This window comes from Blattabacterium cuenoti (assembly GCF_014251335.1).
Classification (GTDB): Bacteria; Bacteroidota; Bacteroidia; order Flavobacteriales; family Blattabacteriaceae; genus Blattabacterium; species Blattabacterium cuenoti_G.
Genome location: NZ_CP059186.1, coordinates 464,725 through 482,616 on the forward strand (window position 1 = coordinate 464,725; position 17,892 = coordinate 482,616).

14 protein-coding genes and 7 tRNA genes are annotated in these 17,892 nt (G+C 27.4%); 4 read left to right on the forward strand and 17 right to left on the reverse strand.

The features are described from left to right. Nucleotides 1-37: 37 nt before the first annotated feature. The 16 genes from rpoB to ileS form a co-directional block, all read right to left on the reverse strand. The gene (rpoB, locus tag H0H73_RS02270; RefSeq protein WP_185852017.1) at nt 38-3,847 is read right to left on the reverse strand and encodes a DNA-directed RNA polymerase subunit beta; all 3,810 of its coding nucleotides are present in this window, start codon (nt 3,845-3,847) and stop codon (nt 38-40) included. 26 nt (nt 3,848-3,873) lie between these two features. Then, on the reverse strand, nt 3,874-4,245 hold the full coding sequence (gene rplL, locus H0H73_RS02275) for a 50S ribosomal protein L7/L12 (protein ID WP_185852018.1): 372 nt from the start codon (nt 4,243-4,245) through the stop codon (nt 3,874-3,876). A gap of 51 nt (nt 4,246-4,296) precedes the next feature. After that, nucleotides 4,297-4,842: a 50S ribosomal protein L10 gene (gene rplJ, locus H0H73_RS02280; protein WP_185852019.1), complete on the reverse strand. Its 546-nt coding sequence runs from the start codon at nt 4,840-4,842 to the stop codon at nt 4,297-4,299. Between the two features lie 4 nt (nt 4,843-4,846). Then, complete coding sequence (gene rplA, locus H0H73_RS02285; protein ID WP_185852020.1) at nt 4,847-5,542, reverse strand: 50S ribosomal protein L1; 696 nt, start codon at nt 5,540-5,542, stop codon at nt 4,847-4,849. An 18-nt stretch (nt 5,543-5,560) separates the two neighbouring features. Beyond that, nucleotides 5,561-5,998 carry a 50S ribosomal protein L11 gene (gene rplK / locus H0H73_RS02290; RefSeq protein ID WP_185852021.1) on the reverse strand — a complete coding sequence of 146 codons (438 nt, stop codon included), beginning with the start codon at nt 5,996-5,998 and terminating at the stop codon, nt 5,561-5,563. A gap of 7 nt (nt 5,999-6,005) precedes the next feature. Next, nucleotides 6,006-6,560 (reverse strand): transcription termination/antitermination protein NusG, encoded by a 555-nt coding sequence (nusG, locus tag H0H73_RS02295; protein WP_185852022.1) that lies wholly within the window; start codon nt 6,558-6,560, stop codon nt 6,006-6,008. 12 nt (nt 6,561-6,572) lie between these two features. Further along, entirely contained in the window at nt 6,573-6,758 is a 186-nt protein-coding gene (gene secE, locus H0H73_RS02300; RefSeq protein WP_185852023.1) for a preprotein translocase subunit SecE, read from the reverse strand. 21 nt (nt 6,759-6,779) lie between these two features. Continuing rightward, nucleotides 6,780-6,852: transfer RNA gene (locus H0H73_RS02305), tRNA-Trp, on the reverse strand. Between the two features lie 23 nt (nt 6,853-6,875). Next, nucleotides 6,876-8,063 (reverse strand): elongation factor Tu, encoded by a 1,188-nt coding sequence (tuf, locus tag H0H73_RS02310; protein WP_185852024.1) that lies wholly within the window; start codon nt 8,061-8,063, stop codon nt 6,876-6,878. Nucleotides 8,064-8,091: 28 nt separating this feature from the next. Next, nucleotides 8,092-8,163, reverse strand: a tRNA-Thr gene (locus tag H0H73_RS02315). 20 nt (nt 8,164-8,183) lie between these two features. Continuing rightward, nucleotides 8,184-8,256 (reverse strand) — tRNA-Gly (locus H0H73_RS02320). A gap of 4 nt (nt 8,257-8,260) precedes the next feature. Then, nucleotides 8,261-8,344: transfer RNA gene (locus H0H73_RS02325), tRNA-Tyr, on the reverse strand. Nucleotides 8,345-8,347: 3 nt separating this feature from the next. Further along, a tRNA-Thr gene (locus H0H73_RS02330) sits at nt 8,348-8,421 on the reverse strand. A gap of 84 nt (nt 8,422-8,505) precedes the next feature. Further along, entirely contained in the window at nt 8,506-9,168 is a 663-nt protein-coding gene (locus H0H73_RS02335) for a lipoprotein signal peptidase (protein WP_185852025.1), read from the reverse strand. A 6-nt stretch (nt 9,169-9,174) separates the two neighbouring features. Then, the gene (locus tag H0H73_RS02340; protein WP_185852026.1) at nt 9,175-9,570 is read right to left on the reverse strand and encodes a TraR/DksA family transcriptional regulator; all 396 of its coding nucleotides are present in this window, start codon (nt 9,568-9,570) and stop codon (nt 9,175-9,177) included. After that, on the reverse strand, nt 9,567-13,046 hold the full coding sequence (ileS, locus tag H0H73_RS02345) for an isoleucine--tRNA ligase (protein ID WP_185852027.1): 3,480 nt from the start codon (nt 13,044-13,046) through the stop codon (nt 9,567-9,569). Before ileS ends, H0H73_RS02340 begins: the two co-directional genes overlap by 4 nt. Before the next feature lie 55 nt (nt 13,047-13,101). On the opposite strand from ileS, the gene mutS reads away from it, so the two are divergent. The 3 genes from mutS (at nt 13,102) to H0H73_RS02360 (ending at nt 15,899) form a co-directional block, all read left to right on the forward strand. After that, nucleotides 13,102-15,675 carry a DNA mismatch repair protein MutS gene (gene mutS, locus H0H73_RS02350; protein ID WP_185852028.1) on the forward strand — a complete coding sequence of 858 codons (2,574 nt, stop codon included), beginning with the start codon at nt 13,102-13,104 and terminating at the stop codon, nt 15,673-15,675. A gap of 49 nt (nt 15,676-15,724) precedes the next feature. After that, nucleotides 15,725-15,797: transfer RNA gene (locus tag H0H73_RS02355), tRNA-Gly, on the forward strand. 17 nt (nt 15,798-15,814) lie between these two features. Next, nucleotides 15,815-15,899, forward strand: a tRNA-Leu gene (locus H0H73_RS02360). A gap of 3 nt (nt 15,900-15,902) precedes the next feature. Here the strand turns inward: H0H73_RS02360 and guaB are convergent. Beyond that, entirely contained in the window at nt 15,903-17,369 is a 1,467-nt protein-coding gene (gene guaB, locus H0H73_RS02365) for an IMP dehydrogenase (RefSeq protein WP_185852029.1), read from the reverse strand. A gap of 201 nt (nt 17,370-17,570) precedes the next feature. Between guaB and H0H73_RS02370 the strand changes: the two genes are divergently transcribed. Further along, the gene (locus tag H0H73_RS02370; RefSeq protein WP_185852030.1) at nt 17,571-17,852 is read left to right on the forward strand and encodes a hypothetical protein; all 282 of its coding nucleotides are present in this window, start codon (nt 17,571-17,573) and stop codon (nt 17,850-17,852) included. Nucleotides 17,853-17,892 lie beyond the last annotated feature (40 nt).

The window sequence follows — 17,892 nt, forward strand, 5'->3', positions numbered from 1 at the left end:
TTTTATCATATAAAAAAAAATATGGAATAACAAAAATTTATTCTTCTAAACGGATATCTAATCCTAATCCTTTTAATTCATAACAAAGAACATTAAAAGATTCTGGATTATTAGGTTCAGGCATTGGTTCTCCTTTTACTATAGATTCATAAGTTTTTGCTCTTCCAGCAACATCATCTGATTTAACAGTCAAAATTTCACGTAAAATATTGGAAGCCCCAAAAGCTTCCAAAGCCCAAACTTCCATTTCTCCGAAACGTTGTCCCCCAAATTGAGCTTTCCCTCCTAAAGGTTGTTGGGTAATTAAAGAATAAGGGCCTATTGAACGTGCATGCATTTTATCATCTACCATATGACCCAATTTTAACATATATATTACTCCTACAGTGGCAGGTTGATCGAATCTTTCTCCTGTTCCTCCATCAAATAAATAACTGGTACCAAAACGAGGTATGTTAGCATTATCTGTGTATTTGCAAATTTCTTCTATGGTTGCTCCATCAAATATAGGTGTTGAAAATTTCATATTCAACTTCTGTCCGGCCCATCCCAATACTGTTTCATATATTTGTCCTATATTCATTCTAGAAGGAACTCCTAAAGGATTTAGAACAATATCCACAGGGCTTCCATCTTCTAAAAAAGGCATATCTTCTTCTCTTAATATTCTAGCTACTACCCCTTTATTTCCATGTCTTCCTGCCATTTTATCTCCTACTTTTAATTTTCTTTTTTTAGCAATATATACTTTTGCCATTTTAATTATCCCTGAAGGTAATTCATCACCAACAGTAATAGAAAATTTTTTATGTTTAAAAATGCTATTTAAATCATTTACCCTTATTTTGTAATTATGTAAAATTTCTGATACCAAATTATTAATTTCAATATTATCAGTCCAATCGCTAAAGTTAATTTCTATATAATTCTGTATATTATTAAGTGTTTTTGTAGTGAATTTGATCCCTTTTTTTATAATTTCCTGTTTTTTTTCATTTAGAATAGAATTATGGCATAATTTTCCATCCAAAATAGATTGTAATTTTTTAATTAAAAAATTTTTAAGATCTAAGAATTTTTTTTCATATTTTTTTTCTAAACGCGCTATTTTTATTTTATCTTGAGCTCTGGATGTTTTATCTTTTATACTTCTAGTAAAAAGTTTTGTATCTATAACAACTCCGAATAATGATGGTTCAGCTCTTAAAGAAGCATCTTTTACATTTCCGGCTTTATCTCCAAAAATTGCTCTTAATAATTTTTCTTCTGGGGTAGGGTCTGATTCTCCTTTAGGAGTTATTTTTCCAATCAGAATATCCCCAGGTTTTACTTCTGCTCCAATTCTTATGATTCCATTTTCATCTAAATCTTTAGTAGCTTCTTCACTAACATTAGGAATATCATTAGTTAATTCTTCCATACCTAATTTCGTATCACGAACTTCTAAAGAATATTCATCTATATGTATGGAAGTAAACCAATCTTCACTTACTACTTTTTCGGAAATTAAAACAGCATCTTCAAAATTGTAACCGTTACACGGAATAAAAGCAGCTTTTAAATTTCTTCCTAAAGCTAATTCTCCATTTTCTGTAGCATACCCCTCACATAAAATTTGACCCTGAATTACTCTCATTCTTTTTTTTACAATAGGTTTTAAATTTATACATGTATTTTGATTTGTTTTTCTAAATTTAATTAAATTATAAACCTTAGTTTCAGAATCAAAACTAACTAAATCTTCTCTATTTGTTCTATCATAACGAATAATTATTTTTTTTGCATCAACATATTCTACAAATCCATTTTTTTCCGCATTAATCAATATACGAGAATCCCTTGCTATTTGTTCTTCTAATCCTGTTCCTACAAGAGGGGATTCAGGTTTTAATAATGGTACAGCTTGACGCATCATATTAGAGCCCATCAAAGCTCTATTGGCATCATCATGTTCTAAAAAAGGAATTAAAGAAGCAGATATAGAAGCTATTTGATTAGGGGCTACATCTATATAATCTACTTGATTTGGTTTTACTATAGGAAAATCTCCATCTTCACGTGCTATAATTCTATCAGATAAAAAATTTCCATGTTTATCAATTGCATTAGCTTGTGCTATAATTTTTCCTTCTTCTTCTTCCGCACTTAAATATTTTACTTCATATTTCAAATCTACTTTTTTATCAGAAACAGTCCGATATGGAGTTTCAACAAATCCCATATTATTTATTTTTGCAAATACAGAAAGAGAAGATATTAATCCTATATTAGGTCCTTCTGGAGTTTCTATAGGACACAATCTCCCATAATGAGAATAGTTTACATCTCTTACCTCAAACCCTGCTCTTTCTCTAGATAATCCTCCCGGACCTAAAGCGGAAAGTCTTCTTTTATGAGTGATCTCTGATAAAGGATTTGTTTGATCCATAAATTGAGACAATTGATTTGTTCCAAAAAAAGTGTTTATTACAGATGATAGTGTTTTAGCATTAATAAGATCTACAGGCATAAAAACTTCATTATCACGAACATTCATTCTTTCTCTTATAGTTCTGGACATTCTAGCTAAACCAATACTGAATTGAGTATAAAGTTGTTCTCCTACGGTTCTTACTCGTCTATTCGATAAATGATCAATGTCATCTACTTCTCTTTTAGAATTAAATAAAGCATTTAAATGTTCTACTATTGCAATAATATCTTCTTTAGTTAAAACCAAATAATCAGGATCTATATTTAGACCAAGACGTTTATTCAAACGGTATCTTCCTACAGGACCTAAACTATATCTAGTATCAGAAAAAAAAAGTTTATCTATTACTCCTCTAGCCGTCTCCTCATCTGGAGGTTCAGTATTTCTGAGTTGTCTATAAATATATTCTACTGCTTCTTTTTCAGAATTAGTTGGATCCTTTTGTAGAGTATTATAAATAATAGAATAATCTTTTTTTCTTTCCCCTTCTTTATGTAATAAAATTGTTTTAATTTCATGATGAATCATAAGATCAATATGTTCTTCTTTCAAAAAAACATTTCTATCTATAAGAATCTCATTTTTTTCTACAGATAAAACTTCTCCTGTATCTTCGTCAACAAAATCCTCATGCCAAATTTTCAAGACCCTAGCTGCTAGAGTTCTATTTAAAATATTTTTTTCGTTATTTTTTATTTTTATTTCCTCAGATAAATCAAATATTTCCAATATATCTTTATCTCTTTCATATCCAATTGCACGTAATAAAGTTGTCATAGGTAATTTTTTTTTCCTATCAATATAGGCATACATGACATTATTAATATCTGTAGCAAATTCTATCCATGACCCTTTAAATGGAATAATTCTAGCAGAATATAGTTTTGTACCATTAGCATGATTGGATTGTCCAAAAAAAACACCTGGAGAACGATGTAATTGAGATACAATTACTCTTTCCGATCCATTAAAAATAAAAGAACCGGATGGGGTCATATAAGGACATGTACCTAAATAAACATCTTGATATACAGTTTCAAAATCTTCATGTTCAGGATCAGTACAATATAATTTTAATTTAGCTTTTAAAGGAACACTATAAGTTAAACCTCTTTCTATACACTCTTCTATTGAATATCTAGGAGAATCTATAGAATAACCTTTAAATTCTAAAACAAAAGAATTTCTAGCATCAGAAATAGGAAAATTTTCTGTAAAAGCTTTGAATAATCCTTCGTTTTTTCTATCTTCCGGTTTTGCATCTAATTGAAAAAATTCTTTAAATGATTTGATTTGGATATCTAAAAAATCCGGATATCCCACTTGTTTTGCTACTGAGGCAAAAGTGATTCTTTTTTTTTCTGTACTCACCAATTTTAATTTAAAAAATGTAAATTTTCCTACTTTAATTCCACTTCAGCACCTATTTCTTCAAATTTATTTTTAAAATCTTCCGCTTCTTTTTTATTGACAGATTCTTTAAGAACACTGGGGAGATTATCTACTAAATCTTTAGATTCCTTAAGACCTTTACCAGTAATTTCTTTAACTAATTTTACTACAGATAATTTAGAATTTCCAGATGATTTTAAAATTATGTTAAAAATACTTTTTTCTTCTTTTTCATAGGTTTTTTCTTTTTGAGATGAAGAGGCTTCCACTTTCACTGAAGTAGATGGTTCTATTCCATATTTTCTTTTTAAAAGAGTAGCTAATTCATTAACTTGTTTTACGGTTAAATTAACTAATTGTTCTGCTAGCTTTTCTATCATTTTATTTTATTATTTATTAAATTACCCTAAGATAACAGTAGGTATATATTTTCATTTTTTATTTTTAGAAGATAAGGCTTCTAAAAGATTACATATTTTATATTTTGTTGAATTTAGAAAAGATGAAATAACATCCTTTATTGAGAATTGAAGTATATTGAATATTTCAATAATAATATCTTCCTTTGATTTCAAATGGAGTAATACATTTAAATCTTTATTTCCACCAAAATAAAAAGATTGTTGAGCGTAAGCTCCCTTTAAATAAGGTTTATCAGTTATCTCTTGAATATGGAAATTTTTTATAATTTTTGAAGCAATATTTGCAACATTCAAATTTGAAAATAATAAAGTTGTATTTCCATTTAAAATAGAAAAAAAAGAGTCAAATTTCTGATTTTTTATTTTTTTTATAGCTTTTTTCAACAAAGTATTTTTCACCATTCTCATTTTAATACTATGTTTATGAAAACTTTTTCTAAGAATAGATATTTGATTAGAATTTAAATTGGATGTATTAATCAAATATATTGTTTCATTATTAGATAATATATAAACTAATTTTAATAGTTCTTTTTTTTTATTTTCTTTATTCATTTTTTCACGTATTCACGAAATTTTTTAAATCTAATGGAATACCATAACTCATAGTACTAGATAAGTAAATACTTTTTATATAAGAGCCCTTAGATGTAGAAGGTTTATTTCGAATAATTATTTTTATAAATTCTCCAATATTCTCTAATAAATGTTGATGTGAAAATGAAACTCTTCCTACCGAAGCATGAACAATTCCATAACGATCTGATTTAAAAGTTATTTTTCCAGATTTAATTTCTTTTACAGATTTTTCTGGATTTACAGAAACAGTTTCCATTTTAGGATTTGGCATTAATCCTTTAGGTCCCAATATTTTTCCTATAGTACTCAATTTATTCATAACAGAGGGAGTGGCTACAATAACATCTATATCTGTCCATCCAGACTTAATTTTTTCAATATAATTTAATCCAACATAATCAGCCCCTACTTTTTTAACTTCTAATTCTTTATCTTTAGGTACTAAAGCTAAAATACAAATATTTTTACCTGTACCATGAGGTAGCGATACTGTCCCTCTTACCATTTGATTAGGTAAACGGACATCTATACCAAGACGGATAGAAATATCAATAGACGCATCAAATTTTACAAAATTAATTTCTTTTACAAGAAGTATTGCTTCTTTCAAAGAATACTTTTTACTAGAAATTTTATCTAGAATTTTCTTTTTATTTTTAGTTAACTTTTTTGACATAAATACAATGAAATTTTTTTAACAATCAATTTCTATCCCCATAGATCTAGCAGTTCCAGAAACCATAGATATAGCGGATTTAATTGAAAAACAATTCAAATCTTCCATTTTATTCTTTGCAATTATTCGAATTTCATTTAAACTTATTTTTCCTATTTTATAACGATTAGATTCTTTAGATCCTTTTTCTTTTTTTAGAACATTCAATAATTGAATAGATACTGGAGGTTTTTTGATAAAAAAAGAAAATGATTTATCTTCATACACGGTTATTACAACAGGACATATTGTCCCTATTTTATTTTGAGTCAAAGAATTATACTGTTTACAAAATTCCATAATATTTACTCCAGAACTACCCAAAATAGGCCCAATAGGGGGGGCAGGACTTGCTTTTCCGCCATTAATTTTCTGTATTTTAATTTTTTTTATCGTTTTTTTTCTTATTGTACCCATGATTTTATTAAATTTTTTCTATCTGTGTAAAGTTCAATTCTAATGGAGTTTTTCTTCCAAAAATTAAAACGGCTAATTCTAATTTTCTTTTTTCTTCATTTATTTTTTCAATTGTTCCATTAAATCCAGTAAAAGGACCATCTGTAACTTTAATTGTTTCTCCTACTATAAAAGGAACACTGATATTTTCATAACTTTCTGAAAGTTGATCTATTTTTCCTAACATCTTATTTACTTCTTCTTTCCTCATAGGAATAGGAATAGCGGATGCCCCTTTTCCTTCACTTAAAAAATTTATAACTCCAGGAACATTTTTTATCGCATGTGCTGCTTCTCCTTCTAAATTTATTTCTATCATGACATATCCAGGATAATGAACTTTTTCTCGATGAATTTTTTTCCCTTTTCTCATTTGTATCACTTTTTCAATAGGAACTAATACTTTTCCTATATATTCTTGAAATCCGTTATTTCTAACTTCATTTTCAATATATAATTTAACCTTGTTTTCTTGTCCACTCATGGTTTTTATTACATACCACTTTTTTTCCAAATCACTCATTAATATATAATTTTATAAAGAAAATAATTTTTTAATCAACAAAATAAAAAAACCATCCACTCCATATAAAAATATGGATAGAATTATGGAAAAAAAAGAAACAATCATTGTTTTTGCTTGTAAATCCTCCCATTTAGGCCATGTAATACAATGAAAAAATTCGTTATAAATATCTAAAAAAAAATTATTTTTCCTCATGTATTGTACGAATAATCAATGCACGGATGGTAAGGATCGAACTTACGACCTTCGGTTTTGGAGACCGATGCTCTACCAACTGAGCTACATCCGTTTTCAAATTATATTGTTGCTAAATTAATCCATTATATGAATAACTTGTCCCGCTCCTACTGTTTTTCCTCCTTCACGAATAGCAAAACGTAAATTCTCATTTAATGCTATAGGTTGATGTAATTCAACTTCCATAGAAACATTATCTCCAGGCATAACCATTTCTATTCCATCTGGTAAATGAATTTCTCCTGTAACATCTGTTGTTCTTAAATAAAACTGAGGACGATATTTATTATGAAAAGGAGTATGTCTACCTCCTTCTTCTTTTGTAAGAATATATACTTCTGCTTTAAATTTTTTATGAGGCTTAACAGATCCTGGTTTACCAACTACCATTCCTCTTTTGATATCTTTTTTTTCTATTCCTCGTAACAATAAACCGACATTATCTCCTGCTTGACCTTTATCTAATATTTTTCTAAACATTTCAACTCCTGTTACTGTAGATGATAATTTATTTTCTCCCATTCCAATTATATCCACTAAATCTCCTGTATTAATAATTCCACTTTCAATACGACCTGTTGCTACTGTTCCTCTTCCTGTTATAGTAAAAACATCCTCTACAGGCATCAAAAAGGGTTTATCCATTTCACGAATTGGGTCAGGAATATAATCGTCTAATACTTTCATTAAATCTTTTATTTTTTCTATCCATTTTTTTTCTCCATTTAAAGCTCCTAAAGCTGATCCTTGTATAATAGGGATATTTTCTCCATCATATTCATATTTAGAAAGTAATTCTCTAATTTCCATTTCTACTAATTCTAATAATTCTGGATCATCTACTTGATCTACTTTGTTCATAAATACCACAATTTTTGGAACTCCTACTTGACGAGATAATAATATATGTTCTCTAGTTTGAGGCATAGGACCATCCGTAGCAGCCACTACTAGAATCGCTCCATCCATTTGAGCAGCTCCTGTAATCATATTTTTTACATAATCTGCATGTCCAGGACAATCAACATGTGCATAATGCCTTTTTTCTGTTTCATATTCTACATGAGATGTATTAATAGTAATTCCTCTTTCTTTTTCTTCAGGAGCATTATCAATTGCATCAAAACTTTTTTCTTCTGCTAATCCAATTTCTGATAAAACTTTTGTAATTGCAGCAGTTAGAGTTGTTTTTCCATGATCTACATGACCTGTAGTTCCTATATTTACATGTGGTTTGTTTCTTATAAATTTTTCTTTTGCCATGATTATTAAAATATTGAGTTTAAAAAAAAGCCAACGGCGGGAATTGAACCCGTGCCCTCTTCCTTACCAAGGAAGTGCTCTACCACTGAGCTACATTGGCTATGAATATTATTCTCATAGAGCGGAAGACGGGATTCGAACCCGCGACATTCAACTTGGAAGGCTGATGCTCTACCAACTGAGCTACTTCCGCTATATGAGGAGAGCAGGATTCGAACCTGCGAAGGCAAAGCCAACAGATTTACAGTCTGTCCTCGTTAACCAGACTTGAGTATCTCCCCAAAAGCCGGTGGAGGGATTCGAACCCACGACTCCGAGATTACAAATCACGTGCTCTGACCAACTGAGCTACACCGGCTATTTAAATTGTATTCGTAATAATGAAAATCAGGACAATACAAATCTATAGAGATTTTTATAATTCTCAAAAAAATAATAAACTTTATAGAATTTTTACATTTTTAATTTTACGTTTAAATATGAATAATGAAAAGGCTCCAACAGATATCATAATATCTGATAAATTAAAAATAGGTTTAAAAAATTTTAAATGATAACCTCCAAAAAATGGAATCGAGGGAGGAAAATAAGTATCTATTATAGGAAAATAAAACATATCTACTACACATCCTTCCATAAAAGGAGCATATCCCCTTACTTTTCCTTTTTTTTTATCGAAAAAATCATAATTTATTTTAGATATTCCAAAATAAGGCATCCATTTTTCATATTTTTGATTATAAATTGTTCCTGAATCAAATAACAATCCATATAAAGCGCTATCAAAAAAATTCCCCATAGCTCCCGATAAAATTAAACTGATAGAAACAGTTAAATATTTTGAAGAGCCTCTCTTTATATTTATGTAGAGAAAAGTAAAAATAAGAAAAACCAAAAAAAATCGTAAAATACTTAACAGTATTTTTCCATGATGACCTATTCCAAAACTAATACCATAAGCCATTCCTGGATTTTCTACAAAAAGAATACGGAAAAAAGGGAGGATATAAATTCCACTTCCTAATTCAAAATGAGTTTTGATATAAATTTTTAAAATTTGATCTATTGATAGAATAGAAAAAATAATTAAAATAAATTTTTTCAAAAAAATTTATTTATTTATTTTTTCTACTAATCTCTTTCCTTCAATACTTAAAGTAGTATGAGGAACGGCCATCAAACGTTCTTTAGGAATTAATTTTTTGGTTATACGACAAATACCATAATCTTGATTCTCTACTCTAATTAAAGCCAAATTTAAACTTTTTATAAATTTTTGTAAATGTTCCACAATTTGAGCATTCTGTTCCTTACTCAAAGTTTCTGATCCTTCATCAAAAGCTTTAAAAGTCGGATAAGTATCATCTGTTCCATTATTTTTATCATTAGAAAAAGATTTCTTAAAAATTGATAAATCCTTTTTTGCTTTTTTCAATTTTTCAAGTATAAGTTGACGAAACTCTTTTCTTTCTTCCATAGAATATCTTTGTTTTACTTTTCCTTTCATTTTCTTATATTTTCTACTTTTCGTATCTGCATATATAATATGTTTTTTTCTTCAAAAAAGATTTTTTCTTCTTCTTCCTCATTAAATTTCGGGGTTTTTTTTTGTAAGAAAATATCTATAGCAAGAGTTTCTATACAAATGAAATCTTTATTTTTTTGTAAAATAGTTTGTACTTTATCTTGAAACTTGTGATTATCTATGATCCTTATATATACAAATATTTTTTCAACTACATTATATTTACGATTTTTTCTCAATTTTTGTATATGTCTAATTAATTCTCTAACAAATCCTTCTTCCAAAAGAATGTCTGTAATCCGTAAATCTAATGCTATCGTAAATTTAGAATCAAACAAAACTGACCAACCTTTAATATATTCAGTACTAATTTTGACATCTTCCAAAGAAAGAAATATTTTTTCTTTTTTTAGAAAAAAAATGCATTTTCTATTTTTTTCGATTTCTCTAATTTTTTCTTGACTAAATTTTTTTATAATTTCAGAAATCTCCTGTATTTTTTTTCCAAATTTAGGCCCTAAAGATTGGTAATTAGGTTTAATATGTTTTATGAATTCAAGATTTTTGTAAGAAGAAGGGAATTCTATTTGTTTTACATTCGCTTCTCTAAATATAATTTCAGATGCAAACGACTGTTGTAATTGAAAATACATTTTTTTATCAGAAACAAGAATAAGTAATTTTTGTAAAGGTTGCCGAATTTTGATTTTATTTTTTTTTCTTATAGAAAAAACCATTGTAATTATTTTCTGAATCCAAAGCATCCCATTTTCCAATTCTTGATTGATTAAATTAAAATTATAACTAGGAAAATTTGTTAAATGAATACTTTTAAAAGTTTCTTTTTTAGTAACAGAATTTAAATCAACATATAATTTTTCAGAAAAAAACGGAGCAATAGGAGAAATTAATTTGGATACAACAATTAAACATCTATAAAGAATTTGATATGCAGATACTTTGTTTTTTGTATATTCTTCTTTCCAAAATCTTCTTCGACATAATCTTACATACCAATTGCTTAACTTATCTAAAACAAAAGAATAAATCAAACGAGCCGCTTTAGTTGGATTATAGTTTGCATAGTAATTATCTGTTTTTTGAATAAGAGTATTTAATTCAGAAATGATCCAAAAATCCAATTTTGTATAAGAATTTAAGCATTCTTTTTCTTTGTAAGAAAATCCATCAATATTAGCATATAAAACAAAAAAAGAATAGACATTATATAATGTTCCAAAAAATTTGTTCATAATAGTATGAATTTCATCTTCATTAAATTTTAAATTATCCCAAGGTTCAGAATTACATATAATATACCAACGTATAGCATCAGGACCATAATTATCTATTAAATTAAAAGGATTTATAGTATTTCCTTTACTCTTTGACATTTTACGACCATACTGGTCTAAAACCAATCCTGTTGATACAACATTTTTATATGCTATAGAATCAAATAACAAACTACTAATAGTATGCAAAGTAAAGAACCATCCTCTTGTTTGATCTATTCCTTCCGAAATGAAATCAGCGGGAAACAAAAAATTTTTATCTATATATTCTTTGTTTTCGAATGGATAATGAAATTGAGCATATGACATGGCTCCAGAATCAAACCATACATCAATCAAATCAGATTCCCTTTTCATAGGTTTTCCTTTAGAAGAAACCAATATAATTTCATCCAAAATATGCTTATGCAAATCTATTTTATCATAATTATTATCACTCATATCATCTAATATAAAAGCTTTAAACACATTATGTGACATAAAACCATATTTAATAGATTTTTGAATTTCCAAAAATAATTCCTTAATTGATCCTATTACAATTTCTTCATCTCCTTTTTCTGTTCTCCAAATAGGAAGAGGCGTTCCCCAATATCTAGAACGTGAAAAATTCCAATCTTTTATATTTCTTAGCCAAGAATCAAAACGCTTTTTCCCTGTAAAATCAGGATACCATTGAATTTTTTGATTCAAATTAATCATTTTATCTTTTATTTCTGTAGTTTTTATAAACCATGAATTTAATAGATAATAAAGTATTGGTTTTTCTGTCCTCCAACAGTGTGGATAAAGATGAACATGTTTTTCCGTTCTAAATATTTTTTCTTCTTTTTCTAGAAAAAAAATTATCTCTTGATCTACTGAAAAAAAATTATTTTTTTTTGTGTTAAATTCATTTTTAACATATTTTTCCGAAAATCCATGAGGAAAACTTTTTATAAATTTTCCTTGAAAATCTACTAAAGGAACAGGTATGTTTTCTTCATTTAAAACTAACATTGGAGGAATATTGTATTTTTTAGCTATCATAAAATCATCCATTCCAAATGTGGGAGAAATATGAACAATTCCTGTTCCTTCATCATCATGAACAAAATCTCCTGTTATAATTTGAAAAGCATTTTTTTCGTTATAATAAGGTTTAAACCAAGGTAATAATTGTTCATATTTACTGAATATTAATTCTTTTCCTTTAAATTTTTCTATTACTAAATAAGGAATTTTATGATTTTTTTCTCTACCATTGTTATTATAAGCATCTAATTCAATGTTGCTTGAAACAGAATAAAACTGATTTGATAATAATATTTTATTAATTGATTTTTCAGAAAAAACAATGTTTTCTTTTAAAAAAGTATACGTATTATAAGTTTTAACTAATACATAGTTTATATTATAGCCAAAAGCTAATGCTGTATTTGAAGGGATAGTCCAAGGAGCCGTTGTCCATGATATAAAATATATATCTCCTAAAATATTTTTAAATTTTTTAGGTAAAGTATTTTTAATTGCTTTAAATTTCAAAAACGGAGATAATTGTTTTACTTCTTTATAAGTTCCAGGCATATTCAACTCATGATAGCTTAAACCAGTTCCTGCTGCAGGAGAATAAGGTTGAATCATAAAACCTTTATAAATAAGATTTTGATTATATAATTTTTTGATTCCCCACCATACACTTTCTATATACTTTGTATTATAAGTAATAAAAGAATTATCTAAATCTATGGAATACCCCATTTTTTCTGTAAATAATTTCCATTTATTCAACGATATATTCACAAAATTTTTACAAAGATTATTATATTCTTTTACACTCATTTTTTTTCCTATATCATTTTTAGTAATTTTCATGTATTTTTCTACATTTAATTCTACTGGAAGTCCATGAGCATCCCAACCTGCCTTTCTAAAAACATTTTTACCTTTTAGGGTATAATATCTGCAAAAAATATCCTTTATGGTTCTAGCTAAAATATGATGAATTCCAGGATTTCCATTTAAAGATGGAGGGCCTTCATATAATATATATGAAAGGGTTTTTTTTTTATTATGAAAATTAGAATTATTTTGAAAAATCTTATGTTTCTTCCAATATTGAGAGATTTCTATATTTATGTTTCTAATATTCAATTCTTTATATTCTCTAAATGTTTTTAACATAAGGCTATAATAAATAATAAATTAATGATCTTCTATTTTATTTAATAATTTTTATATGAATAAAAACGAAATCCTTTATTGCAAAAAAAAAGAAGAAACTCCATTAATCAAGCAATATAATGATATAAAAGCTAAATATCCAGATACAATTTTATTATTTCAAGTTGGAGATTTTTATGAAACTTTTGGAGAAGATGCCATTAAATGTTCCCAAACATTAAATATTGTTTTAACCAAACGATCTCATATACACTTAGCAGGATTCCCTTACCATTCTTTGAGTACCTATTTACCAAAATTGATACGTTCAGGATTTCGTGTTGCGATTTGTGATCAATTAGAAGAACCTAAAAAAGGTAAAAATATTGTAAAAAGAGGAGTCACAGAACTTGTGACTCCAGGAATAGCTATAGATGAAAATATTATATATCCTAAATCAAATAATTTTTTAGCTTCTATTCATGTAGGAAAAAATCAAAATCTGGGTTTAAGTTTCTTGGATATTTCTACTGGTGAATTTTTTGTAACAGAAGATACACAAAATAATATTTTACAATATTTAAAACATTTTCATCCTAGTGAAGTTCTTTTTCAAAGAAAAGAAAAAAAATTTTTTGATCAATTATTAAAAGGAAAATACTATACATTCTTACTGGAAGATTGGATATTTGATTATTCATTTGCATATGAAAAATTGACATCTCATTTTAAAATGAACTCTTTAAAAGGATTCGGTATTAATGATTTAAAATTAGGAATTATTTCTTGTGGAGTTGTTTTATCATATTTACATAATACACTGCATTTTAATATTAAACATATTTCTAACATACGAAGAATAAAAAAAGAAGAACATATGTGGATAGATGATTTTACTTTTCGTAATTTAGAAATATTTCATCCTTTGAATAAAGAAGGGGTTTCTTTAATTAATATATTAGATCACACCCTCACTCCTATGGGAGGAAGATTATTGAAAAATTGGATTCTTTTTCCTATAAAAAATTTATTTCATATAAAAAAACGTCATCAAATAGTACAAGAATTATGCGATCATAACATGATACGTACTTTTATAAAGATAAAACTCAAAGATGTTTATGATATAGAAAGAATAATTTCTAAAATAGCTATTGGAAAGATTTCTCCACGTGAAATGTATACATTATATAAATCTTTGATCTCCATAAACGAAATACAAAAAGAATTTCTATCTCAAGAATCAAAAATTTTTATAAATATTGGAAACTCTTTTCAGAACTGTAATTTCATATGTGAAAAAATAGCGAAAACAATACAAAAAAATCCTCCTCATCAAATTGAAAAAGGAAAAGGAAATGTTGTAATTCAAGGATTTTCCAAGGAACTAGATGAAATTCGTATGATGTACTTTTCTCAAAAAGAATATTTAGAAAAACTTTGTTCAATCGAACAATTAAAAACAGGAATTAATAATTTAAAAATTGGATATAATAATATTTTTGGATATTTTTTTGAAGTTAAAATTTCTAAGAAAAAAAAAGTCCCATTTCACTGGGTACAAAAACAAACATTGACAAATTCTATTCGATATATTACTGAAGAATTAAAAAATTACGAACTAAAGATTTTTAATGCAGAACAAAAAATATTTTTTTTAGAGAAAGAAATATTTAATAATCTAGTCAATCAGATATTAGAAAAAATAAAACCATTACAACAAAATGCAAAAACAATTGCAAAATTAGATGTATTATCCTCTTTTTCTAGTTTAGCATTAGAAAATAATTATGTAAAACCAAAAGTTAATGATTCCTTAAAAATATCAATAATAAAAGGACGACATCCAGTTATTGAAAGACAATTTATTGATAAAGCTTCTTACATTCCTAATGATATAATCTTAAACAAGATAGATCAACAAATATTAATAATTACAGGGCCTAATATGTCTGGAAAATCTGCTATTTTACGTCAAACTGCTATTATTATACTTATGGCTCATATTGGAAGTTTTGTCCCTGCTAAATATGCAGAAATAGGATTAATAGACAAAATATTCAGTAGAGTTGGAGCATCCGATAACATTTCTTTAGGGGAGTCTACTTTTATGGTCGAAATGAATGAAACAGCCAATATATTGAATAATCTTTCCAGAAGAAGTTTTCTTATTTTAGATGAAATAGGAAGAGGAACAAGTACTTATGATGGAATTTCAATAGCAAAATCTATCATAGAGTTTTTACATACAAAAAATTTCCGTCCTTTAACCTTATTTGCGACACATTATCATGAATTAAATGAAATGAGTATTTTCTTTAGAAGAATAAAAAACTATCATATTTCTGTAATAGAAAAAAATGATAACATTATTTTTATGCGAAAACTGACAGCTGGAGGTAGCGAACAAAGTTTTGGAATTTATGTAGCTAAAATATCAGGAATGCCCATAGAAATTATTGAAAAAGCAAAAAAAATATTAAACATATTAAAATCAAAAAAAAATAAAATGGAAATAAATAAAAAAAAAGTTTTTTATTTATTAAATAAAATAATTTTTTCTTTAAAAAAAAGAAAAGAGATTGATACTTTATCCCTGGAAGAGATCACTATAAAAATTCATGAAATTAAAAAATTATTGGATTATTAAAATTTGCTATATATATAAAGTGTATTTAAATTAGTCATTTAAATTCGGCGCGAGAATAGCTCAGTTGGTAGAGCACGACCTTGCCAAGGTCGGGGTCGCGGGTTCAAATCCCGTTTCTCGCTTATTAATTTTTTTAATCGCCCGGATGGTGGAATAGGTAGACACACAGGACTTAAAATCCTGTGATCATTGTGATCGTACGGGTTCAAATCCCGTTCCGGGTATTTTTATTGACTATAATTAAAATAATTAGGTGATTCTTTAGTAATATTTACACTGTGCGGATGATTTTCTTTTAATCCTGAATTCGTTATTTTTACAAATTTAGCTGTTTTCATAAGTTCTGTAATAGTGGAAACACCGCAATATCCCATACCAGAACGTAATCCTCCACAAATTTGATAAATTACATCTTTCATTTTTCCTTTATAAGGGACTATAGCTTCTATTCCTTCCGGAACAGATTTTTCATTAAATTGAAAATAACGATCTCTACTCCCTCTTTTCATAGCTATTAAAGACCCCATTCCTACATAAGTTTTAAACTTTCTACCTTGAAAAATAACTTCTTCTCCTGGAGCTTCATCAGTTCCTGCAAATATTCCCCCAATCATAACTGAACTAGCTCCAGCAGCAATAGCTTTTACTACGTCTCCTGAATACCGGATCCCTCCATCAGAAACAACGCTAACATTTCTTTTTTTAGCATATTCATAAACATCATTAATAGCTGTTATTTGAGGCATTCCTACTCCAGATATAACCCTTGTAGTACAGATAGACCCTGAACCAATCCCTACTTTTAAAACAGTAGAACCAGCATCTATCAAATCTTTAGCCCCTTCCATAGTCACTATATTCCCTGTTAATAATGTGATTTTAGGAAAAGAATTTCTGATTAACTTTATTGTTTGTAATATTTTGTAAGAATGACCATGCGCTGAATCTATCGCTATAATATCTGCTCCTACCTTTACTAAAGATTCTACTCTTTCCATAGTTTTTTCATCTATACCAATAGCTGCACCTACACGTAGACGCCCCCTAGAATCTTTACAAGCATTAGGGTATTCAATTAAATTATCAATATCTCTAATCGTAATTAATCCTACTAATTTATTATAGTTATCCACTATAGGCAATTTTTCTATTCTTTCTTTTAACAAAATATTCTTAGCTTCTTCTAGTGTTATATTTTTATTAGATGTAATTAACTTTTCTTTTGTCATTACTTCTTCAACTAGAGAGTCTAAATCTGTACGATATTTTATATCTCTTCTGGTAATAATCCCTACTAACAAATGATCTTTTTCTATAACAGGTAATCCAGAAATTTTAAACTTTTTCATAAGATATTGAGCATATCTTAATGTTGAATTTCTGGAAAGAGTAATAGGATCATCTATCATCCCACTTTCACTTCTCTTGACTTTATAAACCTCTTCTGATTGATTTTCTATATTCATATTTTTATGAATAATCCCTATTCCACCTTCTCTAGCTATGGATATAGCTAAAGAGCATTCCGTAACTGTATCCATGGCTGCGCTTAATATAGGAATATTCATAGTAATATCAAGTGTGAGTGATGTTTTAAGAGAGACTTCTGATGGAAGAACTGAAGAATAAGAAGGAACGAGCAATACATCATCAAAAGTCAAAGCTTCTTTTAAAATCTTTTTATTTAAAGACATAATTTTTATTTTAAAATATATAATTTTGTTTACTGTGTTTTTTTTATAACAACATTAATATTCTTATTTTCAAAATAAAAAGAAAAAATAAAATTTATTTTGTACTCTATTTTAAAAAAATACAAATAATGATATATTTTTTCATTCCAAATTTTTATATAAATTTGCCCAGAATATGTAATAACTGAAATACTATCGATTATGATGAAAAAATTAAGAATTACAGTCACTACGATTTTGTTAGCAATATTTTTATTTACTATTAGTTGCAACAACAAAAATAAAAATGAAAATAACTCTACTACAACAGAAGAGGAAAAAACAGCTAATAACAATGAAAATCAAACAGATTCTACGAACACAAACACAAATACGCCTCCTACAACTAGTGAGGATACCTCAAAAAATAACAATGAGGAAAACAACAATAATCCATCTGAAAAAGAGAAAGTAACGACTGAAGAAAACGATAAGAATAAATAAAATAGATCAAAAAAGAAAAAGCGAAAATTACATTTTCGCT